Origin of the sequence: Nocardia tenerifensis NBRC 101015 (assembly GCF_000308715.1) — a bacterium.
Taxonomy (GTDB): domain Bacteria; phylum Actinomycetota; class Actinomycetes; order Mycobacteriales; family Mycobacteriaceae; genus Nocardia; species Nocardia tenerifensis.
In genome coordinates this window covers 1-22029 of the sequence record NZ_BAGH01000600.1, presented here as the reverse complement: position 1 = coordinate 22029, position 22029 = coordinate 1, and the positions used below count along the sequence as shown (strand labels likewise).

Genomic DNA, 22029 nt, shown 5'->3' with positions numbered 1-22029 from the left:
AGGGAATGGTTGCGGCATTGGGGGACGGCGGTGGCCCGGAATGGCTCTTGTGCACTTGCCCGAGCCGGACTCGCCTCGTGGAGGGGCCGAAATGTGCTCGGCAGCAAGTATTCAGCATCCAAAACTCGGACAAAAGCGACAAATCGAACAAGTCCGGACAAACCGAAAATCGGTCGTGACACGTCATCGGTAAGCCGTCCGGCGAGTGTCGCTGTGTTGCCAACGATTTACCATCGTACTGGCTATACTCTCGCACGCAGATCCCGGGTCAATCGATCGCGTCCGAGTTGTTTCCGCGAGCGGCGGGCTTCTCCCACGTCAGCTCGCTGACAAAAAGGCTCTGCGGGACTTCATGAATGGCTCCGGACATGGCCGAGCCGTGCGCGAAGAACGGTTCGAGACAGTAACCAGATGATGTCTGTAGCCATTATCAAGATCAAGACAACAAAGATCAAAAACCTTGCCACGCAGGGAGGTTGGGATGTGTATGCTTACGATTCATCACGTCCCCCACTATGAGGTGGGGGTATGGGCGAGGGCGGTGTCGGTGTGGACGTGAATAGGATCCAAATACGGCGCGCGGCCATTGCCGCGATCGCTCTGGGTGTGCTGGCACTGGGCATAACGGGCCTCATCGACCGACTGCTGCTCGGCACCTTCATCTGCGCGGGACTCGCGGTCGGTTGGTTGAATGCCCAACTCACCCTGTGGGCCGTCACGAGAATCGCCAGTTCCGAAGCCCCGAGCAAGCAGCGTTTGGTAGGTTCCTCGGCGCTGCGACTGCTCGGCATTACCGCCGTCGCCATCCTGATCGCTTTCTTCGCGCGACCCAATGGCGTCGGAATCTTCTTCGGCTTGGCGCTCTTTCAAGTCGCCCTGGTCTTCAACACTGTCCTGCCTGAATTGAAAGGGCTTCGCCAGACGCCATGACGATCTCAGCCATTTCGTTTACCCAGCTGGCCTCCGGCGTCGCACTGCTGGCCGAGGAGGCGCCCGCCGAGGAACCGAAGATCAAGGTCGGCCACCACGCGGTCGCGCATGCCTTCGGCATGTCGTTCAACGTCGACACCATCGTGTCGACGGGGGTCGCGGCGCTCATCGTCATCGGCCTCGCCCTGTTCCTGCGGTTCAAGATCACCTCCGGGGTGCCCAACGCCGTGCAGTTGTTCTTCGAGACCGCGACGAAGATGATGCGCGAACAGGTGGAGAGCGCCATCGGCATGAAGGTCGCGCCGTTCGCCCTCCCGCTCGCGGTCACCCTGTTCGTCTATATCCTGCTGTCGAATTGGCTGTCCGTGCTCCCGGTGCAGATCGGTGACGGCGAGTTGATCGCCCCGCCCGCCTCGGACGTCAACTTCGTCTACGCGCTCGCGTTGTTCGTATTCATCGCCTACCAGTCCGCGGGCGTCGCGCGGCGCGGCCCGTTCGGTCACGTCAAGCAGTTGCTCAAGGGCCACACGGGCTGGGGCCCGATGGTGTTCATCAACATCATCGAGGAAATCGCCAAGCCGCTCTCGCTCTCGCTGCGTTTGTTCGGAAACATGTTCGCCGGCGGCGTCATGCTCTCGGTGATCACGCTGTTCCCCTTCTGGATCAGCTGGGGACCCAACGCCGTCTGGAAACTGTTCGACTTGTTCGTCGGCGCTATTCAGGCCTTCATCTTCTCGCTGCTGACAGTCCTGTACTTCAGTCAGTCGATGTCACTGGAAGACGAACACCACTGATCGGCGAGTTGCCGATCGTGCCAACAACGGAGAATAGGAAGTAGAAAATGGCAGACCCAACCACCGCGTCCATCATCCAGGGCGCCCTCATCGGCGGCGGCATCATCATGGCGGGCGGCGCCATCGGCGCGGGCATCGGTGACGGCCTCGCGGGCGCGGCGCTGATCAATGGCGTCACCCGTCAGCCGGAGGCCGAGGGTCGGTTGCGCGGCATCTTCTTCCTGACCGTCGGTCTGGTCGAGGCGGCGTACTTCATCAATCTAGCCTTCATGGCCCTTTTCGTATTCGCGACTCCCGGCAAGTAACCGGGCATGACTCCGAGAACCGATGTAGTCGCCGCGGAGAATTTCCTCATTCCCAACGGCACTTTCTTCGTCGAGCTGCTGATCTTCCTGATCGTGCTCGCCGTCATCTGGTTCTTCGTCGTTCCGCCGATCCGCAAGGTGCTGGCGGAACGCGAAGAGCGAGCCGCGGAGACCCTGGCTACGACCAGGGAGGCGAGGCAGTTGTTCGCCGAGGCGGAAGCCAAACACCAAGCGGCATTGGAGAAGACGCGGTCCGAAGCGGCCGCGATCCGGAGCAAGGCGCGAGCCGAGGGCCGGGCCATCCTCGAGGAGATGCGCGGCCAGGCACAGCGGGAGGCCAACGGCATCGTCACCGAGGCCGAGGCGCAACTGCGGGCACAGGCGGATCAGATCGCCGCCGAGCTGCGCGAAACAGTCGAGCCACTCGCGCGGTCGCTGGCCGACCGCGTGGTCGGCGTCGATGATGAGCGGCGGGCCGAGACGAGCCGAGGCCAGCAGACAGGACGGGCGTCGTCATGACTCCTAGCAGCGACATCCTTGCCGAAGGCATCTATCAGATCCATTTCGAGTGGCAGGTCTTCTTCAGCCAGCTGTTCGGCTTCGCGGTCATCGTCTGGGTCATCGTGAAATACGTTGCGCCCTACGTGAAGCGCGCGATGGTCAAGCAACAGGACGACATCCGCAAGCAGATCGAGGAGAACGACCAGGCCGCACAGCGCCTGACCGAGGCCAAACAGGTCTACGACGAGGGGCTGGCCGAGGCGAAGACCGAACTCGCCCAGCTCATCGAGGACGCGCACGCCGACGCCGACGACATCGTGGCGAAGATGCGCGAGACCGCCGCCGCCGAGGTCGATCGCGTCCGCAAGCAGGGTCGCGACCAGATCGAGCTGATGCGCAGGCAGCTGATCCGCGACCTCAAGGCCGACTTCTCCGAGCAGGTGATGGCCCACACCACCGAGAGCGTGCGCGAGCAGGTCCAGTCCCCGCAGATCAAGTCCGACGCCGTGGAGCGGTTCCTCGACGAGTTGCAGGCGATGGCGAACACCGGCTCGTCCGGGCGCGCGCGTACCCAATCGCAGTGGAACTGAGCACTTTTCCGCCGAGGCCGACGCCGTCCGGCCGTGCCCGTTAGGATGGCGTTCGCCTGATGTGTGGCAATGGAGTTCGTGATCGGAGTCGGCGATGACCGAGGCAATCAGCGAAGCGGAGGCGAGCGCCGACGCGGTGCCGAGCCTGTACGAATGGGCCGGGGGCACGGCGGCTTTCGAGGCCCTGACCGAGGTGTTCTACCGCGAGGTCCTGAAGGACGATCTGGTCGGCCCGCTGTTCCAGGGCATGGACCCCGGGCATCCGAAGTACGTCGCGATGTGGCTCGCCGAGGTCTTCGGCGGGCCCGACGCCTACAGCACCCAGCGCGGCGGCTACGCGCACATGGTGCGCGAGCACCTCGGCAAGGCCATCACCGAGCAGCAGCGCCGCCGGTGGGTGAACCTGCTCATGGACGCCGCCGACGAGGTCGGCCTGCCCGGCGACCCGGAGTTCCGCGCCGCCTTCGCCTCCTACATCGAGTGGGGCACGCGGCTGGCCCACGCGAACTCCCAGCCCGGCGCCACCCCACCGCTGGAGGCGCCCATGCCGCACTGGGGTTGGGGCGTCGCGCCGCCGTACCGGCCCTGAGTCCTCGAGTGCGGCTGGCGCGTGAGATGCCCTGCGCCGCTTCGAAATGCGTCGACGCTAGCCGAAGTAGTCCTTGAACAGGATCTCGCTCACCCGGGTGACCGTCTGCCTGCCGACCTGGTAGCCGTCGTCGATCACCTTGGTGTTGTTCATGATGGCTACGGTGAATTGTTCCCGCGGGCCGACGAATCCGACGGAGTTCACCAGCCACGAGCCGTCGTCGTTGTCGTCGGACCAGCCGTTCTTGTTGCCCGGCGCCGCCCGGTCGCCCGCGCCCCAGATCCCCCACCGCTGATCGGAGTCCAGGGAGTCCCCGCCGTCGACCGAGCGCAGCTCGTCGACGAGGTAGTTCCGGTGCCGCGCGGGCACCTGCTCCAGGGTGAAATCGATCAGCTGCTCGAGATCGTTCGGGGTGGCCAGGATCCAACCCCAGGAGTCCGGGTGCCGGTCGGCGAACTCGAGGCCGGTCATGCCGAACGACCGGAAGCGCGGCGCGAACGCCTTCTCCCCGCCGTAGCGCTCCCACAGGGTCGTCGCCGCGTCGTTGTCGCTGGCGTGCAGCATCTCGTGCATCAGCTCGCGGTCGTCGGGGCCGAGCGTGATCGCGCCGAGGTCGTCGCGCAGCAGCAGATCGACCGCGATCGCCAGCTTCGACGTGGAGCAGGCCCAGATCTTGGTTCCCGCATCGGCATTGCGCCACACCGCGCCGGTGCGACGATCGCGCACCACTATGCCGGTGAAGCCGGGGCGGCTGCGCACGTACGCCTCCGCCGCGGCGATCCGCGCCCGGAACTCCGGCTCGAAGCCGAGCGCCGACCCGATCTCCGCGCGCGCCGGGGCGTCGCGGACCGGGGCCGCTCGCTCCGCACCGCGCGGCTCGTACATCATGGCGGCCGCGACCAGCGACCCCGCCACCAGCAGGCCGGACAGCACTACCGGAACCCTCGATCTCCGCAACGTCCATCCTCGTTTCGCCGTGCTGTCAGCCGGAAAACCCAGGTCATCGGTGGTGCTCGATGATCAGCATCTTTACCGGCGGAACCCGCCGCGGGCAACGCGACACTCTGCGCCGCCGATAATTCGGACCCGTTACGTCGGTGCCCCCGACAGTAGGGGCACTATTTTTGGTTTCTCGATACACGTGAAAGTCGGTAACACCCGGCCTAATTGGTCCGATGAATAGTTTGTCGTCACAGGTTCGCGGACGGAGGACCGCGTTCGTGCCTCGGGAGACCGGAGCCGTTGCGAGGACAACGCAGACAATCACAGACCAGCACACCGATTCCGGGGGTTTCAATGAACGTCAAGTCATGGGCTTTTGCCGCACTGGCCGCGAGCGTCGTGCTCGGCGCGACCGGGTGCGAGTCGAGCCCCGCAGCGCAGGCGACCAGAACGCCGATCCCGTCGGCCGCGCCCGCCTCTCCGGGCACCGCACCGGCCTCCGCGCAGCCGGGCGAGCAGCCCGCCAATCCGCCGCAGCCCCAACCGAATCCGGCTCGGGACACCGTCGCACCGCCGGCCGCCAGCGTGCCGGTCGACCAGAAGGAGCCCGCGCCCGCCCCGCCCGTCGACCAGGCGCCCAACGGCAGCGGACACGGGTTGTGCTTCGACTCGAACTCCCAGCTCGCCCGCAACGCGGTCGGCCGACTGGCGCCCAATGCCGGCGGGTACCCGTGGGTCATCCTGGAGGCCAGCAACGACCCGATCGAGGCCGGCTGTGACGGCGTCCTGTCCTGGATGCTGGTCGACTGGGACGGCAGCCACCCCGGCTACCACGTGCTGTTCTTCACCAACGGCCAATACCTCGGCACAGCGACCTCGAAGTACTACGGGTACACCACGGTGCTCGGCAAGACCAGGAACACGGTGTCCGTCCAGTACCGCTGGGTGACCCCGCAAGACGCCCTGTGCTGCCCCTCCGGCGGCCCGACCGTCGTCACCTACACCCTGAACGGCACCACCGTCACCGCCCAGGGCCAGTTCCCCCCGAACCCGGACAAGTAAACCTTCCACGAAAAGGCCCCTGCTCCTTCCCTTCCGAAGGACAGGGGCCTTCTCGCATCCGAGCGACCGCCAGTCGAAATCCGCACTGATAAGGAACCCGCACCATTCCTGGGCCCGCAGCGAGTGCGTATTCACGCCAAACGATGCGGCCGCTGGCGCCCCCCGCGCGAGCGCTGCCGCAATCCACACTGGTATCAAGGGTCCGCACCGTCTCTGGGCACACAGGCGGTGCTGATTCCGCGAGCGGGTGCGACTGGCCGGTCGGCCGGGTCGGTGGCAGGCCGGCTCAGCGCCAGAGCATGGCGGCGACAGCCTTGGGGGCGGCGAGCCATTCGCGAATGTTGTTGCGAATCACGGTTGTTCGGCGGCAGTCGCAGTAGGCGGTGACGCCGTCGGCGTCCAAATCCTCGGCGCGGCACAGGGCTACCGCACGCGGGACGTGTTGGTACTGGGTGACGATGAGGGCCCGCTCGACGCCGTACCGGCGCTTGGCGCGTTCGCAGGTGGCGCGGGTGGACAGGCCTTCGCCGTCGGCGCGCACCAGCGCGGGGTCGACGCCGTGCTCGACGAGATACTTTGCCATCGAGGCGATCTCGTCGCCGGAGGTGCCCGCCGCGTCACCGGACACCAGGATTTCGCGGACCTTTCCGGCCCGCAGCAGCTCGATCGCGACGTCGAGCCTGCCGCGCAGGTACGCCATCGGCGCACCGTCGGGGCCCACCTTCGCGCCCGGCACGATCACCGTCGGCGCCGAGGGCGCGGCGTCGACGCTGTACCGATGGCCGGACGAGACGGTCCACAGCCGGATATTGGCGCCGACCACCACCACGGTCGCGGCGACCACGACACCGAGCAGCCCGCGCGCCCAGCGCCATACCCGATCGCTCGACAACTTCCGAACCACCGCAACCTCTTTCACCCGGACCGACATCGCACCGAACTCACGGCAGCCCGCGTGCCCAGCGCCGCACCCGAACGCTCGACAACTTCCCAGCCACCGCTACCTCTTTCCACCGGACCGGCATCTCACCGGATCTATGTCGAGCTCGACACCTCTTGTGCCACCGCGTCTTCGGGCTCGGCCGGCTTGTCCGCCCGTGACCTGGTGATCGCCACGCCGGACAGGCACAGCAGGCCACCGAGCACGGCCAGCGGCCCCGGCACCTCGTCGAGCGCGAGCCAGGCCATCAGCACCACGAGAGCCGGGACCGCATAGGTGGTCACACCCATCTTGCCCGCCGTGGTCCGCGACAGCGCATAGGCCCACGTGGTGAACGCGAGAGCGGTCGGAAACACACCCAGATACACCATGCTCAGCGTCGCGGACACCGGCGCGGCGGCGGCCTCGCGCAGCAGCTGCCCCGCGAACGGCAGGCAGGCGATCGTGCCGATGACGCACCCGCCGGTGGTCACCTGCAACGCCGACGCGTGCGCGAGCGCGGGCTTCTGCGCGACGACCGCGACCGCCCATGCCGCCGCGGCGGTCAGGCACAGCACCACGCCGAGCACCGCGGCGCTGCCGCCGTCGGAGTTCGACAGCCCGACCACCACCGCCCCGCCGAACGCGACCGCGATGCCCGCCATGAGCCGCGCCGGAAACCCCTCGCGCAGCACCAGTCCGCTCAGCACCGCGATCAGAATGGGGCCGATATTGATCACCATCGCCGCGGTGCCCGCGTCGACATGCTGCTCACCCCAGTTCAGCGCCACCATGTACACCCCGAACCACAGCACCCCCGACACCACGATCCCCGGCCACGCGGCCCGAGCGGGCAGCCCTTCACCCCGGACGATCAGGATCAGCACCAGCGCGACGGCCGCGGTGAGCAGTCGCCCCAGTGCCAGCGCGCCCGGCGAATAGTGTTCTCCCGCAAATCGAATGAATACGAAGGCCGAGGCCCACAGCACCACGGTGACCGCCGCCGCGAGGACGGCCTTACGATCGCTTTGGCGAACGACTAGCTCCATTTACCGAACGCTAGATCACGAACGGAACTAACTCACGCGGTTTTCGGACGCCGCGGCTCACGGTACGGCGATCGAGTAGATCTGTTCGGCGACCTTGGTGCGCTGCCCGTGCGCGAGGAAGTAGACGTCGTAGAAGCCGGCGCTGCCAGGCCGGGAGAGCTCCACGGTCGAGCCCGCCGAGGTCTGTGCGCGGTCGGCGATCGGGGGATCGAGCGGCGACCATGCGCCCTGCCTGCTCTGCCAGCGCGTGGTCACCGCGTCGGTGGGCTTGGTGAACGCGGGCCGGCGATCTATGGCGAGCGTCGGCCCGTCGTCGGTGTCCCAGCGCAGCTTCAGTGCGGTGGAACAGATGATCGCACTTCCCGCCGACGGTTAACACGTTATGCGCCAGCATTTCCGGCCATGCCGGCGCCGGGGGCGGGCTCGGCTACTCGTGCGGCGAGAGCGCGGCGGCCATGCCGTCCATGATCATGGTGAGGCGGTCCTCGAAGGTGGCGTCGGAGTCCGGCGGGGTGTCGGTCTCGGTGAGCACCCGGCGGAGAGTGGGGTAGTCGCCGGAGTCGATGAGCTCCAGGATCGCGGGCGCCGTGTGCCTGCGCCAGGCGGCCTCGTCCAATCCGGTGCGTCGCTGATCCTCGACCTCGGCGAGTTCCTCCTGCACGAATCCCCGCGCGAACTGCAGTGGGGTCAGGGCCAGGTCGACCATGCGGCCGATGGGGAGGCCGAGATCGCCCACACAGGCCAGCGCGTACTCCATGACATTGCGAAAATTCGGGCCGAAGGTCGGCCGATACCCGAGCCCGATGATCCACGGGTGCCGCAGGTGCAGCCGCCGGTAGCCCCGCGTCAGTTCGGTGAGCCTCGTGCGCCAGCCGCCGCCCTCGCCACTCAGGTCGAGTTCGCCGAGGACCTCGTCGTACATGAGCTCGAACAAGTCGGTCTTGTTGCCGACGTGCCGATACAGCGACATCGCGCTGTGGTTCAGCTGTGCGCCGATGCGGCGCATGGAGACGGCCTCGAGCCCCTCGCTGTCCGCGATCGCGATCGCCGCCTCGACGATTCTCCGGCGATCCAGCGTCCGCGCGGGACCGCGCCCCTGCTCGGTGAGCCGGGCCCAGATCATGGGCTGGAGTTCGGGCATCTCGGCTGGCCTCCCGGGAGATCGCGGTCCTGACCAGCGTAGACGACGTATACGTCGTAAACGACGCCTGGGTCTTTGGTCGGGAAGTGGCGAGAAAATCTCAGTCGTGTACGGTGTAACTTACTAGTCGAGTACACCGTAAACTACTTAAACATATCGTCCGTACCGGAGGTTGAAACATCATGACCGAATATCCACGCTCCATCGCCGTCGTCGGCGCGGGTCTCAGCGGACTCGTGCTCGCCCGCGTCCTCCAACAGCACGGCATCGACTGCACGGTCTACGAGGCCGACACCTCCGCGCGAGACCGACGCCAGGGCGGCTCGCTCGACATGCACGAGGACGCCGGCCAGCGCGCGCTGCACGAAGCCGGTCTGCACGAGCGGTTCCGCGCGCTCACCCACCCGCAGGGCCAGACGTCCCGGGTACTGGACAAGGCGGGCACCGTGTTCATCGACTTCGACCCGGGCGACGAGCAAGGCGGCCGCCCGGAGATCGACCGCGGCGACCTGCGCGATCTGCTCATCGACTCGCTCGCGCCGTCCCGAATCGCCTGGGGGCACAAGGTGACCGGCGCCGATCCGCTCGGCGACGGCCGCCACCGGCTCACCTTCGCCGACGGCACGAACACCACCGTCGATCTGCTGGTCGGCGCGGACGGCACCTGGTCCAAGATCCGGCCGCTGCTGTCGGCGGCGCGACCGGAGTACAGCGGCGTCACCTACGCGGAGCTACGAATAAGCGAGGCGAGCCAACGCTTTCCGGACTCGGCCGCGCTGACGGGGCCGGGCATGTTCTTCGCCGCCTCGGACAACAAGGCGCTGATGGGCCACGGCGGCAGGCACATCGAACTCGGCGTCGTCCTGCGCGTGCCGGACGACTGGCTGTCCGCCGCCGACCTCGACTGGTCCGACCCCCACGCCGCCCGCGCCTACCTGCTGACCCACTTCGCCGACTGGCACCCCGATCTACGAAACCTCATCCGGCGCAGCGACGAATCCCTCGCCATCCGCCGCATTTTCGCCTTGCCGATCGGACACCGCTGGACCCGGGTGCCCGGCGTGACCCTGATCGGCGACGCCGCGCACGTCATGTCCCCCTTCGCCGGTGAGGGCGCCAACATGGCCATGCTCGACGGACTCGAACTGGCCCGCGCCCTCGTCGAGCACCGCGGCGACCTGGACACGGCGCTCGCCCGGTACGAAGCGGCGATGTTCGCGCGCGCCGAGGTCTCGGCGAAGGCGTCCGCCGACGGCCTCGCCATGTGCTTCGCCCCGGACGCTCCCCGCGCACTCACCGAATTCTTCGCCGCCATGGGCGTTCCGGTACTTCGGTAACGGTTCACAACCACGGCACGCCGGCGCGGAACAGCACGTTGGCGTAGGGCCGCGCCTCGCCGGTGCGAACCACGAAGCGGCACTGGTCGATTCGGCGCTTGAACTCGTCGTGCGCGATCAGCTCGGCGTGCCAGCGATTCGTCAGGAGGTCGGCGGCCTCCGGGTTCGCGGCGACGACGTCGGCGCTCGCCCAGGCCGCCTCCACGGTGACCTCCTCGAGGATCAGCTCGACCACGGGCGCGAAACGCGGCATGCCGTAACTGATTCCGAGGTCGATCAACGGCACGCCGGGCGGCACGGGCAGACCCGAGTCGCTCACGGCGAAGGTGTCGGTGTGGCGGAGGCCGACGAGGGCCGCCATCAGTCCGGCGTGGATCAATCCACCTGTGCGCACGGGTTTCCCATCTATTCGTCGAAGTCGAGTCGCCGGGCGCGCGGCACGGCGGTGCGGGCCGCGACAACCTGCTCTCGTGTCGGGTAGGAGTCGTGGGTGCCCGGCGACCGGACCGACAGCGACGCCGCGGCCGTGGCGAAGGCCACCGCCTCACCCAGTTCGACCCCGTCGGCCAGCGCGGTGCACAACGCACCGACGTACGCGTCGCCCGCCCCGGTGGAGTCCACCGAAACCACCTGCGGCGCAGGCTGATACGTGAGTTCCACGGCGTCCGCCGTGCGACGGGCCAGGATCGAACCGTCCGCCCCCAGCGTGACGACCACGGACGGTGCGCCGCGCAGGCACAGCGACCTCGCGGCCTGCCCCGCCTGCGCCCTGGTGCCGGTCGGCGCACCGCTGATCGTGGCCAGCTCGTACTCGTTGACCACGAGCGGATCGCACCGTCTCAGGAGTTCGTCGCCGAGTTCCGCCGCCGGAGCCGCATTCAGCACGAACCGCCGCGCGACGCCGGCGGCCCAGTCCACCACGGCAACGGGTATTTCCAGCTGTGCGACAACGATATCCGCAGCCGCGAGCAGCTCGGCCTCGGCCATCGCGGACAGTTCCGCGCCGGACTCCCAGGCGAAGTTCGCCCCGGGGTCGACCACGATCTGGTTCTCACCCGACGCGACCGTCACATAGGCCCGGCCGGTTCGCGCGCCCGTAACCTCCCGCAGGCCAGTGGTTTTCACGCCCGCGGCGGCCATCGAGTCCCGCAGGTCGACGGCGGCCGAGTCGCCGCCGACCCGGCCGACGAACTCCACCCGTCCGCCCGCCTTCGCCGCCGCGACCGCCTGGTTGGCGCCCTTGCCGCCCGCGTTCGTCCGCGCCCCGGTCGCCAGCACGGTCTCCCCCGGGCCGGGCAGCCGCGGTACCTCGCAGACCACGTCCTGGTTCACCGACCCGATCACCGCGACCGACCCTGTCACGGGACCTCTTGTGCCACAGCGGACTCCGTCTCGAGATTGCCCGGCGCGGCGCCGGTGATCAGCGCGACCAACCGGTCGCCGTCGATCTCGCCCACCCGGTGCGCGGCCACCGAGCGGCCACGCCGCAGCACCACCACGTTGTCGCAGACGCGCATGACCTGCGCCAGATCGTGACTGATGATGAGCACCGTGACCCCGCGGTCGCGCAGCCCGCGCACCAGTTTCTCCACCGCCGCGGTCTCGCGCACGCCGAGCGCGGCGGTCGGCTCGTCCATGATCACCATGGACTTGCCCCAGGCGACCGCGCGGGCGATGGCGATGCTCTGCCGTTGGCCGCCGCTCATCCGGCGCACGGTGGTGCGCACCGAGGGAACATCTACGTCGAGATCCCGCAGGATCTCCCCGCTCCGGCCGATCATCGCCTTCCGGTTCACGATCTTGATCGGCCAGGACGGATAGACGAGTTCCCGGTTCAGGAAGAGGTTTTGCCACACGGTCAGGTCGTCGATGAGGGCGAGATCCTGGTAGACGGTCTCGATGCCCAGCCGCCTGGCGTCCTCGGGCGAGCCGAGGCGGACGGGCTCGCCGCGGAACCGGATCTCCCCCGCGTCGGGCGCCTGCACCCCGGTGAGGCAGCGGACCAGGGTGGACTTGCCCGCCCCGTTGTCGCCGACGAGCGCGGTGACCTCGCCCGCCGGAATGGTCATGGTGACGTCGTCGAGCGCGCGGACGGAGTCGAACGACTTCGTCAGCCCGTGCGCCGCCAGCATCGGTTCGGTCATGACGTCCCTACTTCCGCAATCGCGAGATGGCCGCTGCCAGCAGCAGTACCGCGCCCACCGCGATCGGCTGGTAGTACTGCGAGATGCCGAGGATGGTGAATCCGTTGATCAGCGAGGTGAACAGGATCGCGCCGCACACGGTGCCGAGCACCGACGCCTTGCCGCCGCTCAGCGACGAGCCGCCGAGCACGACCGCCGCGATCGAACTCAGCAGATAGGTGGTCTGCAAGGAGGGGTCCGCGCCGCCGTTGCGGGCGACCAGCATGACACCCGCGACGCCGCACAGCAGCCCGCAGGCGCTGTAGGCGAGCAGCCGGATGCGACGCACCGGAATGCCGGTCTCCCTGGCCGAGTCGATATTGCCGCCGGTGGCCAGCAGGTGCGTGCCCACCCTGGCGCGGAACAGAATTCCCGCCACGCCGAGCGCGGCGACCAGGGCGAGCAGCCAGAACCAGCGGATCGGTCCGGCACCGTCCAGCGCGAGGCTCTGCAGGAACGGCGAGTTCACCGCCACGCTGTTGCCGCTGGTGAGCAGCAGGGTGCAGCCGCTGAGCACGCTCAGCGAGCCGAGCGTGACGACGAAGTCGGTCATCTGGAAGTGCCCGATCAGCAGGCCGTTGACCACCCCGACCAGCAGCCCGCCCACGATCGCCGCCACGATGCCGACGGTCACCGGATACCCGTGGCTGGTGCAGTAGCCGAGCAGCGCCGCCGACCACGGCAGCGTGGCGCCGACCGACAGGTCGATCCCGCCGACCACCACGGCGAACTGCTGGCCGAGCGCGAGCACGGTCAGGATCGTCGACGCGACGAGCAGATCGTCGATGTTGTTGGCGGTCAAGAAGTTCGGCGTGGCGATGAAGAAGCCGAGCCACACGATGACCAGCGCGATCGGCGCCGCGTAGTCGGCCAGCGTGGCGGGGATGCGCCGCGCGCCGAGCCGGCCCGGCGCGGCGCGCGCCACCTCGGCGACGCTCACTTGTTCACCAGCCCGGCGAGCGGATTGTCGAACGTGGTGATGGGCCGGGGGAACGCGGCGATCTGCTGGTCGACATTGTCCTGCCCGATGAACGCGATCGGCGCGACCACCCTGGCGGGCACGCTCTTGCCCTGGTGCTGCGCGAGGCAGGCCTGCACCGCGAGTTCGCCTTCGGCGTAAGGGTATTGGGTCACCGTGCCGTACACGGTGCCCGCCTTGACCGCGGCCAGGGCGGCCTGGATGCCGTCGACCGAGATCACCTTGATCTGCCCGGTCCGGCCCGCGTTCTTGATCGCCTGCGCGGCGCCGAGGCCCATGGTGTCGTTGGCGGCGAAGATGCCGGTGATGTCGGGGTGCGCCTTCAGGATCGCCTCGGTGACGGTCAGGCCCTTGTCCTGCTCGTAGTCGGCGGGCGCGCGCTGCACGATCTCCAGCTTGCCGGTGACGGCGTCGGTGAAGCCCTTGTCCCGGTTGATGCCGTTCTGCTCACCCGCGATGCCTTGCAGCACAATGACCTTCCCGCTGCCGCCGAGCGCGTCGAGCATCTTCTCCCCCGCGACCTTGCCCGCCGCGAGGTTGTCGGAGCCGATGAAGCTCGCGTACTCGACGCCCGCCTGCTTCGAGGCGTCCGCGTCGATCTGGGTATCCAGGTTCAGGATGGGAATCTTCTTTCGGGCCACCGGAACCAGCGGCGTGATCACGTTGGTCGCGTTCACCGGCACCACGGCGAAGCAGTCGTAGCCCTGCGCGGCGAGGGTGGAGATCTGGGCGTTCTCCCCGTCGGCGTCGGTCTCGGACTGCCCGGCCTGCACTGCGACGTCGACGCCGAGCCGCTTGCCCTCCGCCAGCGCGCCGTCGCGCAGCGCCGCCCAGTAGGGGTTGGTGAAGTTGCGGGTGACTACGGCGATCTTGAAGTCGGACGAGGCGTCGCCGCCGCGCCCGCACCCCGCGGTGAGGGCGGCGGCGCTGACGAGTGCCAAGGCCACAAGCCCGATCCGGTATCGAGTGCTCATCTGGTATTCGACCTATCCTGTACGAGTTCAACTCGTGTTGACAACACGAATTGATGTGTAGTGTGTGACTCGAATCACGGGGCTGTCAAGGGTTGTTCGACGGTCCGCCCGAATTGCCAGCACGACAGGAGTGACCCCGATGGCAGTCACCCGAGCCGACGTCGCCCGGCTCGCAGGCACCTCACCCGCGCTGGTGAGCTACGTCCTCAACGACGGTCCGCGCCGCGTCGCACCCGCCACCCGCGCCCGCATCGAAGCCGCCATCGAGCAGCTCGGCTACCGGCCGAACATGTCGGCGCGCAGCCTGCGGATGAACCGCGGCCACGCGCTCGGAATGGTCATTCCCGACGGGTCGAATCCATTCTTCGCCGAGCTGGCCGCGGTCGTCGAGGCGGCGGCGTTCGCGCGGGGCTACCCGCTGATCGTCGGGAACGCCGCGGGCGACGAGGCCAGGGAGCGGGCGTATGTGCGCGCGTTCATCGATCGCAGAGTCGAAGGGCTGCTGGCGATCTCGTCGTCGTGGGAGTCCGGCATCGCCGACGCCTGCGCGGCGGCCGACATGGCGTTGGTCGCGGTGGACCGGATCATCGACCCGGCGCGCTGCGCGCACGTCATGTGCGACTCGCTCGCCGGCGCCAGGATCGCGGTGAATCACCTTATCTCCCACGGACATCGGGACATCGCCTGCCTCAGCGGCCCGCACGTGTCCACCGCCGACGAGCGGGTCGAGGGCTACCGGCAGGCACTGCGCGACGCCGGGTTGCCCGAAAGCGTCGTCGTGCGAGCCGAATTCGGCGGGGCGGCGGGATATCGCGCCTTGGCCGAACTCATGAGCGGCGCGCGGACGCCGACGGCGGTGTTCGTGACCAGCGATCTCCAGGCGATGGGCATGCTGCGCGCGGCCTACGACGCGAACCTGCGCGTCCCCGACGATCTCGCGGTCGTCGGGTTCGACGGCATCGAGTACTCCCGCTACACCAGGCCCGGGTTGACCACGATGGTCCAACCCACTAGGCGCATGGGCGAATTGGCGGTCGAGCTCCTGCTGAACCAGATCGACAGCGGCGCGGCCGAACCGGGCGTCACCAGTTTGGCCGCGGAGTTGACGACGCGCGGCTCCTGCGGCTGCGCCGACGACTTCTGAGGTGGGCCGGACAGAGGTCGACACAGCTCCTAAGCCCGTGCCTCACAAAGAATTACGCGATGCGTGCGCTGTTGCTCAGATCGCCGTCGAGCAGCGCGGCGCCCAGGGTCGTCACCTCGTGCCGCATGGCGTTGCGGTGCCGCCAGCTCTCGACGAGCCCGGCCTCACGCAGGATCGACGCGTGCTCGCTGGCCGTCGCGGGCGAAACACCCAGTCGCCGAGCGAGTTCGGTGGTGCTACAGCCCTCCGCGATCACCTGGAGCGCGGCGGCCCGGGTCCGCCCGAGCAGGGCGGTCAGCGCCTCGTTGGTCGCGCGCGGGCCCCACGCCGCGGCGAAGTCGCCGATATCGCGCAGCACCGGCACGATCACCATCAGCGGCATGTCCTTGTCGACGATGGAGTGCAGCGTGATCGGCTCGGGCCAGGCGAACAGGGAGGGAATGAACGTCAGGCCGCGGCCGTCGAGTTGCTCGTCGTGGCAATCCATCTGCCGGTGCACCTCGAGCACCGGCGCGCGCCAGGTGACGTAGGGCGCCAACCCGGCGAACATCTGCTCGACGCCCTCGGTGGCGATCGTGCGCGCCATCCGCTCGGCGGCCTGCTCGAGGTAGGACTGGATGTGCGCCCAGCGTCCGCCGAAGGCGGCCGAGTGAAAGGTCTCCACGGCCTCGGCGACCGTGCGGCGCGCGGTGCCGTCCCGGTCCGACAGCTCCCTCGTCCACGCGGGCAGCGGAGTCTGGCCCTTCTCCGCGCGGCGGCGGAAGACGGTCTCCACCTCGAGCCGGAGCTCCTCGCGCGAGGCCAGATGCAGCGCCTCGATGCCCGCGGGCATGGACCGGGCGCCGAGGGTCGGCGTGATCAGGTCGAGGAACGTGTCGTCGGCGGGCAGAATATCGGCGAGCACCCCGAAGTTCTCCGGGATCGCGCGACGCACCTGACTGCGCCAGCCCGCGAAGCCCGCGACATTGCCGCGCTGCACCACCCGCGTCGCCAGCATGGTCTCCGCGAGCGCCCCGAGCGGCGCGCCGATCCGGACCCGCAGCAAATCGTCCGGCGTGCAATAGATCCGCTTCATCCGCGGCTACCCGCGCTCCGTGCGGCGGGCCTGCGCCACACGCCTCGATACCGCACCACGGCACCCTCCGATCACCGAGAACCTCGCCACCGTACCGCGATGAGCGGGTCGACCCCCAGCAAAAGTTCCTCGGCGTTCGCCGGCATCGGCGAGCCCTGCGCCACCGGAAGTTCCCGGCGCGCCCACCTCGGCGCCAGCCACTGCCGCCCCCGCCGCCACTCCGCCGCCACACCCTCGGCCACACGGGCCACCGCCACGGCGACACCGCCGGGCGCCGCTACGTTGTCCATCATCTTCGAACTCCTCGTCGTCACTGCTCAGAGCCTATGAACGCGCGACGACGCGGTCACCATGATTCGGTTCAGGCCGAAACACCGAGTCGAAGACCGAGAATCGCCGAAGGATGTCCCAGATGAAATCACTGACCGGCTAGATCCTCGATCTGCACGGGCGATGTTGAGCTGGGGACTTCTCGTCGCGGACCCGCTTCTTCAGTGCCCGGTTCGCATGAGTGTGAGGACAGCGTGGTGGTAGGCGGCTTGGATGTCGGCCAGCCTCTCGAGGTCGACTTGTTCGTCAGTGCCGTGGAGTCCGGTATAGGGCAGACCGAATCCGGCGGTGGTCGGGATGTCGCGGGTAGCGAAAAGGTTTCCGATGTTGGAGGGTCCGGCGACCTTGGGCCGGACCGAGAAGCCTGCGAGGTGGGCTCCTTCGATGAGCGCGGCGGCGGGTTGGTCTGTGGGCGAGAGCTGGTAGTGCGGCCAGGACAACACTGACTCGATCTCGCTCGGCCGGAGCGCGGGGTAGGTGGTGTCGAGTTGGGAGATAGTCTTGCTGAGTAGTTCCTCGGCGTCGACAGCGGCTAGGACGTCGGTGAGACGGATATCGACCGAGACGATCGCGTGGTCAGGGACGGCGGTAAAGCCTGCGCCGCTGTGAATTTCGGTGACGGTGAGCTTGGGCGGAAGCGGGAATCCGCCTACTGCCGGTCGCGGCAGCACGAGGTCGGCGAGCAGTGTCGCCAGCCGGGCGGCGCGGGTGGCCGCATTCGCGATGGTGGGTTTGGAGGATCCGGTGTGCCCGGCGGTGCCGTAGGTGTGCAGGCGTGCCCGGAAGACGCCACGGCCTCCGATGACGACTTCGTTGTCGCCGGGGTAGCCGATCATCGCCCCGGCGATGATCGAGGAGTCGACGGCATCGAGGAAAGCTTTTGCGCCGCTGAAATTTCCGGTGTGCTCGTCGACGTCGAGCAGAATTGCGAGGCTGCCCGTGAGCTCTGGCGCCTGTCGGCGGATCGCCGCGGCAAGGTGACAGAACATCGACGCCGCGATCTTGGAGTCGGCTGCCCCGCGCCCCCGCAGCATCCCGGTCGGTGAAACGTCCGCGGCAGTGGGTGAGAATGACCAGCCGCTCTCGTCGCCGAAGGGCGCTGTGTCGAGGCAGGCGTCGAGAACCCAGGTCGGTCCGCTGGACCCGCCTGTGATCTCGACGAGGACCGCGGCCGGGGCGCCGTCGGGGGTGTACAGGCGACGATGCGGAACCGCTCGGTCGTGCAGCCACTGCTCGACCGAGGCGAGTATAGGTTCGGGGTCGTCGATTCCGCCGCGTGAGGGAATGCGGACCAGGTCTCGAGCGAGCGCGATGACGGACGGGACCTCCCTCTGAGACTGGCGGCGTACGGGGGTGACCTCCGTGTCGGGGCCGGTCGCCGATGAGGTCACGAGGGCTCCTTCGCGTCGATGGTGCGGGCCGCGTTCCTGGTGGGCATTCCGGCAGGGTCCAGGCTGACAGTCGAGCTGCGCTGCTGGTCTTTCGCAGGATAGGCCACGAGACCATGTGACCGAATCGGCCGAGACCATCGCCGTGTATCAGCGAGGCGTTGAAGGCGGGATAGTCACGGTGCGGCGATCTGGTCGAGGTCGGCGGCGCTCTCCACCTTCTGACCGGCGGCATAGAGCTGGCGGGCGTGGTCGATGAGCCGAGCGCCGACCACCCCGAGGGTGATCCCGGTGTCGAATCCCTCCAGCGACGTCAAGGAGGGCACCGGCACGACCGCGGTCGTGTCGTTGGCGGCGAAGAATCGCTCAGGGATATCCGCGGTGACCATGCTGATGTGCAAGGTCTTCACCCCGAGGCTGCGATCGTCAGGATCACGCAAATCGATCAGGCGACGCAGGTGATCGGTCAGCACGGCGTGGCGCGGCGGCCCGAACAGGATCCGGTAGTGCACCAAGCTCGGCCGGGCGGCCAAGACCGATTCGATGGCAGCGAGGTAGTCGCCGTCGCGCGAGCGTGAACCGGTGACTGCCAAATAGTGGCGGGCATTGCGCACCACGCCGAGCATCGCGTGGTGCAGCTGCCGGTGATCGAGCAGCAGCCGCGGTGTTTCACTGTCCTGAGCCGCAGCGAGGTCCTGGTGGGCGAACAGCTGCGCGACTGGCACCTTGTAGTAGGCGGCCAACATGGTCCGGTACTTGTCGCTGGTCTGGTGCCGGCCGCGCTCCCACGCGGAAAGCATGCTCGGGTGCACACCCGACGAGCCCGTCGACGACAACTGATCCAGTGCCGCGCAGACCTGTTCGAGGGTGACGTCCTTGGCACGGCGGGCCCGGCGCAGGGGCGAGGGCTCGGGCTCATCGTCGAACCGCGCTAGTATGCGTCGTCGTGTCATCGCCGCCGGCCCCCTCCCTGTTGGGATCAGGGTACGAGGGCAGAACTCACCGAGGTGAGGTTCTCGCAGATATCACCCGAGCCGTTGGCCGGGATAGTCGGCTGTGACGGAGGCGTGTGAAATTGCGGTGCCGCAGTGTGCAATTTCGGCGAAATCGTGTTCTGGTTCCCGCGCCAGCTCGGGTACACCATCGATGTGTTGCGTTGGCAGACAACACTATCCCGGCGACACGGGCCGTCACCACGCCAGCCGTCGACCGTTGCGGGAAGCTCTCGTCGCACGGCGATGCGCTCGCACGTACCCGACCTCGTCGCCGCCAGCCGCGGATACGACCGTGTGCCGACGCAGACCCGCCTGGTATCGGAATCGAAAGGGTTTGGCTATGTCGTCGGCACGATTCTTGAAAAGAGTATTGTTCGTCGTCTCGTCCGGGCTCCTCGCGCTGGCCGTGGCTAGCGGGCAGGCGAGCGCGATCACCATTCAGCAGTGCGAAGAAGCCGGAGGGGTGGTCGTGCGCTGCGCCGAGCAACCGGTCACCAACAACGACAAGCTGGTCTGCCCCAGTCCGGGCCGCACATTCCGGCTGTGGTGTGTAGGCACCCGCTTCTACACGATGCCGGACGGATCTCCGATGGAAGTGTTCGACTCCGGCGGCAACTCGAAGTACGGCCGGTAGCCTGTCCGAGCATGACCACCACCGAACGCGACGAAACCTCGGTGACCGTGACCAGCGTCGCACCCGCGTTGATCGGCGCACTGCGCCGCGCCGCGGCCCGTGCGCACGAGCACGGCCACACCTGCATCGGCACCGAGGATCTGCTGTTGGCGATCCTGGAGGCGGGCCCCTTGTCGGCGTTGGAAGTGTGGTGGCCGCGCGAGAACACCGCACCGATCCAACGCGGGATCATCAATGATGTCGACCCAACGGCACCACAGCGGGCACTGACGTTCGATGAACTGAAAAGCCTTGTCGCGCAGATCGTCCCGACACCCTCGCCTAGCGACGAGTCAGGCCCGTCACGGCCGGTCACAGTGCACTACGAACTGTCCGGACCGAACGCAGACCGGCTCCGGCAGGCAATCGAACAGCAGAGCTGACCATCGCCGTAGGTGATGGTCATGGGGGTCGCCACGAACCTCGGGGCGCAGTTGCAGTTCGGCCGTTACGGCCGGACCGTGGTCAGCTCGCCGAAGTCGAAGACCGGGACTCGCCGAAGGTTGTCCGGGATGAACCCGCCCGCAATCGCTTGTTCTCGGCGAGACTCGAATTCGTGACGATCGACTTCTCCACCCGTGTGCAGGCCTGGCTCGAACCGCGCGCCGACGAGATGGCCGAACTGCTGACCACCCTCGTCGCGCACGAGACCGAGAACCCGCCCGGGCGCGGCCTGCGCGACTGCGCCGCCGCGCTCACCGACGCCATGGCGGCCCTCGGTCTCGACGGCGAGATCATCGGCGTGCCGCCGGTGGATGCGCAGGAGGATCCGTGCATCGTCCGGGCAACCGTGGGGTCCGGCGCGAAAACCCTGTATTTCCATGGGCATTTCGATGTCGTGCCGGTTCAGGATCGCGCGCAGTTCACCGCCCGGCGGGCGGACGGCAAGATCATCGGGCGCGGCACCGCCGACATGAAGGGCGGGATCGTGAGCATGCTCTACGGCGCCGCCGCGGCCCGGGAACTCGATCTGCTCGGCGACGGCAAGATCGTCGTGCACCTGGTGTGCGACGAGGAGACCGGCAGCGTCGCCGGGTCGGGCTACCTGCGCGAACACGGGCTCATCGATCCGCGCGCGGTCGCCATGGTCACGGCCGAGCCGAGCGCGGGCAAGATCTGGCACGCCGCGCGCGGTGCGGTCAGTCTGCGCGTCACGGTGCACGGGCGCGAGGCGCACGTCGGGCAGGCGAACTTCGGCATCAACTCGTTCCAGCACATGGTGCGCATCGCGGCGCCGCTGGAGAACTACGTCCGCTCGATGATGAACAGGCACACGGGGTTCGAGATGGACGCCGAGGACGCGCGCGGCTCGATGGTTGTGGTGGGCGGGCTCTCCGGCGGCGGATCGAACTTCAACGTGGTCCCCGGCACCACCTGGTTCACCATCGACAGCCGGTTCAACCCGGAGGAAGACCTCGAGGTCGAGCTGAAGAACCTGACGACGCTCCTGGAGACCGCCGCCGACGACATCGGCGCCGAGGTGACCGTCGAGGTGACCCAGTTCCAGCCGCCGGCCGGCACCGAGCGCGATGATCCGGCGGGACAGGCGCTGGCTCAGTGCGTCTCGCGCGTGACCGGCGAGCAGCCGGCCTTCGAGATGTGCGCGGGCATCCTCGACACCCGCTGGTATGCCCAGCTCGGCATCCCCGCGTTCGCGTACGGGGCGGGCAGGCTCGACGTCTCACACGGGCCGAACGAGTACGTCGATGAGCTGAAGCTGCGCCGGACCGCGGCCGTGTATGCCCTCTACGCTCGCGAAATGCTCGACTGACGCCGACACTCCTGGCCGGTGGTTGCCGAGGTCGGCGGGCGGCGCGGGCCATAGTGGACGCATGGGCAACAAGACGACTGTCGCGTCCGTGTTAGCACCGTTGGCCCGGGCCGTACTGGGGGCTCGCTCGACGATTCGCTTCGAGCTCTGGGACGGCAGCACGATCGAACCCGAGGGAGCCTGCGCGGGCACCATCCGCATCCGGTCTCGGGACGCGTTGAGCCATATGGTCTGGGCCCCAGGCGAACTCGGCATCGGGCGGGCCTATGTGTCCGGCGCGGTCGACCTGGACGGCGACGTCTTCGCGATCCTTCGATCGCTCGCCGACACCGCGCCGAGCAACGCCGAACTCGGGGCA

26 protein-coding genes and 1 pseudogene are annotated in these 22029 nt (G+C 68.1%); 13 read left to right on the top strand and 14 right to left on the bottom strand.

The genetic code is table 11. The features are described from left to right. Window positions 1–528: 528 nt before the first annotated feature. The 6 genes from ON39_RS41235 to ON39_RS41210 all read left to right on the top strand — a co-directional run bounded on the left by ON39_RS41235 (window position 529) and on the right by ON39_RS41210 (window position 3709). Window positions 529–930, top strand: coding sequence for a hypothetical protein (locus ON39_RS41235; protein WP_051187765.1), 402 nt, complete (start codon window positions 529–531; stop codon window positions 928–930). Beyond that, a complete protein-coding gene (atpB, locus tag ON39_RS41230; protein WP_246002810.1) occupies window positions 927–1724 on the top strand; it encodes a F0F1 ATP synthase subunit A in 798 nt (265 codons plus the stop codon). Before ON39_RS41235 ends, atpB begins: the two co-directional genes overlap by 4 nt. 47 nt (window positions 1725–1771) lie before the next feature. Further along, entirely contained in the window at window positions 1772–2029 is a 258-nt protein-coding gene (locus ON39_RS41225; protein WP_040742384.1) for a F0F1 ATP synthase subunit C, read from the top strand. A gap of 6 nt (window positions 2030–2035) precedes the next feature. After that, window positions 2036–2548, top strand: coding sequence for a F0F1 ATP synthase subunit B (locus ON39_RS41220; RefSeq protein WP_040742383.1), 513 nt, complete (start codon window positions 2036–2038; stop codon window positions 2546–2548). Beyond that, window positions 2545–3120 (top strand): F0F1 ATP synthase subunit B family protein, encoded by a 576-nt coding sequence (locus ON39_RS41215; protein WP_051187764.1) that lies wholly within the window; start codon window positions 2545–2547, stop codon window positions 3118–3120. Before ON39_RS41220 ends, ON39_RS41215 begins: the two co-directional genes overlap by 4 nt. 94 nt (window positions 3121–3214) lie before the next feature. Further along, window positions 3215–3709 carry a group II truncated hemoglobin gene (locus ON39_RS41210; protein WP_040742381.1) on the top strand — a complete coding sequence of 165 codons (495 nt, stop codon included), beginning with the start codon at window positions 3215–3217 and terminating at the stop codon, window positions 3707–3709. 57 nt (window positions 3710–3766) lie between these two features. Here the strand turns inward: ON39_RS41210 and ON39_RS41205 are convergent, their stop codons facing one another. Beyond that, entirely contained in the window at window positions 3767–4666 is a 900-nt protein-coding gene (locus ON39_RS41205) for a serine hydrolase (protein ID WP_246002809.1), read from the bottom strand. A gap of 339 nt (window positions 4667–5005) precedes the next feature. Here ON39_RS41205 and ON39_RS46540 point away from each other — a divergent pair, with 339 nt between their 5' ends. Then, complete coding sequence (locus tag ON39_RS46540) at window positions 5006–5713, top strand: LppP/LprE family lipoprotein (RefSeq protein WP_051187762.1); 708 nt, start codon at window positions 5006–5008, stop codon at window positions 5711–5713. Between the two features lie 286 nt (window positions 5714–5999). On the opposite strand, the gene ON39_RS41195 is transcribed toward ON39_RS46540, so the two are convergent. From ON39_RS41195 to ON39_RS41180, 4 genes are all read right to left on the bottom strand, one after another. Continuing rightward, on the bottom strand, window positions 6000–6617 hold the full coding sequence (locus tag ON39_RS41195) for a SanA/YdcF family protein (RefSeq protein WP_246002808.1): 618 nt from the start codon (window positions 6615–6617) through the stop codon (window positions 6000–6002). A gap of 131 nt (window positions 6618–6748) precedes the next feature. Beyond that, a complete protein-coding gene (locus ON39_RS41190; RefSeq protein ID WP_040742379.1) occupies window positions 6749–7681 on the bottom strand; it encodes a DMT family transporter in 933 nt (310 codons plus the stop codon). 57 nt (window positions 7682–7738) lie between these two features. Next, the gene (locus ON39_RS41185) at window positions 7739–7936 is read right to left on the bottom strand and encodes a hypothetical protein (protein ID WP_040742377.1); all 198 of its coding nucleotides are present in this window, start codon (window positions 7934–7936) and stop codon (window positions 7739–7741) included. A 172-nt stretch (window positions 7937–8108) separates the two neighbouring features. Next, window positions 8109–8822 carry a TetR/AcrR family transcriptional regulator gene (locus ON39_RS41180; RefSeq protein ID WP_040742376.1) on the bottom strand — a complete coding sequence of 238 codons (714 nt, stop codon included), beginning with the start codon at window positions 8820–8822 and terminating at the stop codon, window positions 8109–8111. Between the two features lie 182 nt (window positions 8823–9004). Here ON39_RS41180 and ON39_RS41175 point away from each other — a divergent pair, with 182 nt between their 5' ends. Beyond that, complete coding sequence (locus ON39_RS41175; RefSeq protein WP_040742375.1) at window positions 9005–10159, top strand: FAD-dependent oxidoreductase; 1155 nt, start codon at window positions 9005–9007, stop codon at window positions 10157–10159. Window positions 10160–10163: 4 nt separating this feature from the next. Here ON39_RS41175 and rbsD read toward each other — a convergent pair whose 3' ends face one another. Genes rbsD through ON39_RS41150 form a run of 5 tightly spaced genes read right to left on the bottom strand, consistent with a single transcriptional unit; the run spans window position 10164 to window position 14295 of the window. Beyond that, the gene (gene rbsD, locus ON39_RS41170; RefSeq protein WP_040742374.1) at window positions 10164–10553 is read right to left on the bottom strand and encodes a D-ribose pyranase; all 390 of its coding nucleotides are present in this window, start codon (window positions 10551–10553) and stop codon (window positions 10164–10166) included. A gap of 11 nt (window positions 10554–10564) precedes the next feature. Next, entirely contained in the window at window positions 10565–11521 is a 957-nt protein-coding gene (locus ON39_RS41165) for a ribokinase (protein ID WP_040742373.1), read from the bottom strand. Next, window positions 11518–12303: an ATP-binding cassette domain-containing protein gene (locus ON39_RS41160; protein WP_040742371.1), complete on the bottom strand. Its 786-nt coding sequence runs from the start codon at window positions 12301–12303 to the stop codon at window positions 11518–11520. The genes ON39_RS41165 and ON39_RS41160 overlap by 4 nt, the downstream gene beginning before the upstream one ends. Window positions 12304–12310: 7 nt before the next feature. Beyond that, on the bottom strand, window positions 12311–13282 hold the full coding sequence (locus ON39_RS41155; protein ID WP_040742369.1) for an ABC transporter permease: 972 nt from the start codon (window positions 13280–13282) through the stop codon (window positions 12311–12313). After that, window positions 13279–14295, bottom strand: coding sequence for a sugar ABC transporter substrate-binding protein (locus ON39_RS41150; RefSeq protein WP_040742368.1), 1017 nt, complete (start codon window positions 14293–14295; stop codon window positions 13279–13281). Before ON39_RS41150 ends, ON39_RS41155 begins: the two co-directional genes overlap by 4 nt. A 139-nt stretch (window positions 14296–14434) precedes the next feature. Between ON39_RS41150 and ON39_RS41145 the strand changes: the two genes are divergently transcribed. Continuing rightward, a complete protein-coding gene (locus ON39_RS41145; protein ID WP_040742412.1) occupies window positions 14435–15439 on the top strand; it encodes a LacI family DNA-binding transcriptional regulator in 1005 nt (334 codons plus the stop codon). A 52-nt stretch (window positions 15440–15491) separates the two neighbouring features. Here the strand turns inward: ON39_RS41145 and ON39_RS41140 are convergent, their stop codons facing one another. The 4 genes from ON39_RS41140 to ON39_RS41125 form a co-directional block, all read right to left on the bottom strand. Continuing rightward, on the bottom strand, window positions 15492–16514 hold the full coding sequence (locus ON39_RS41140) for an ArsR/SmtB family transcription factor (protein ID WP_040742367.1): 1023 nt from the start codon (window positions 16512–16514) through the stop codon (window positions 15492–15494). A gap of 71 nt (window positions 16515–16585) precedes the next feature. Next, window positions 16586–16807 (bottom strand): hypothetical protein, encoded by a 222-nt coding sequence (locus ON39_RS41135; RefSeq protein ID WP_040742366.1) that lies wholly within the window; start codon window positions 16805–16807, stop codon window positions 16586–16588. 198 nt (window positions 16808–17005) lie between these two features. Then, the gene (locus ON39_RS41130) at window positions 17006–18235 is read right to left on the bottom strand and encodes a M20 family metallopeptidase (protein ID WP_211336288.1); all 1230 of its coding nucleotides are present in this window, start codon (window positions 18233–18235) and stop codon (window positions 17006–17008) included. A 173-nt stretch (window positions 18236–18408) separates the two neighbouring features. Next, window positions 18409–19185 carry a helix-turn-helix domain-containing protein gene (locus ON39_RS41125; RefSeq protein WP_063713470.1) on the bottom strand — a complete coding sequence of 259 codons (777 nt, stop codon included), beginning with the start codon at window positions 19183–19185 and terminating at the stop codon, window positions 18409–18411. A gap of 382 nt (window positions 19186–19567) precedes the next feature. Here ON39_RS41125 and ON39_RS41120 point away from each other — a divergent pair, with 382 nt between their 5' ends. The 4 genes and pseudogenes from ON39_RS41120 to ON39_RS41105 all read left to right on the top strand — a co-directional run. Then, the gene (locus tag ON39_RS41120) at window positions 19568–19861 is read left to right on the top strand and encodes a hypothetical protein (RefSeq protein WP_040742365.1); all 294 of its coding nucleotides are present in this window, start codon (window positions 19568–19570) and stop codon (window positions 19859–19861) included. A gap of 11 nt (window positions 19862–19872) precedes the next feature. Beyond that, window positions 19873–20283, top strand: a complete 411-nt coding sequence (locus tag ON39_RS41115; protein ID WP_040742364.1) for a hypothetical protein — start codon at window positions 19873–19875, stop codon at window positions 20281–20283. Between the two features lie 173 nt (window positions 20284–20456). Beyond that, window positions 20457–21671 (top strand): ArgE/DapE family deacylase, encoded by a 1215-nt coding sequence (locus ON39_RS41110; RefSeq protein ID WP_146251063.1) that lies wholly within the window; start codon window positions 20457–20459, stop codon window positions 21669–21671. Between the two features lie 88 nt (window positions 21672–21759). Continuing rightward, window positions 21760–22029 (top strand): annotated as a pseudogene (locus tag ON39_RS41105) (hypothetical protein); the annotation flags it as partial.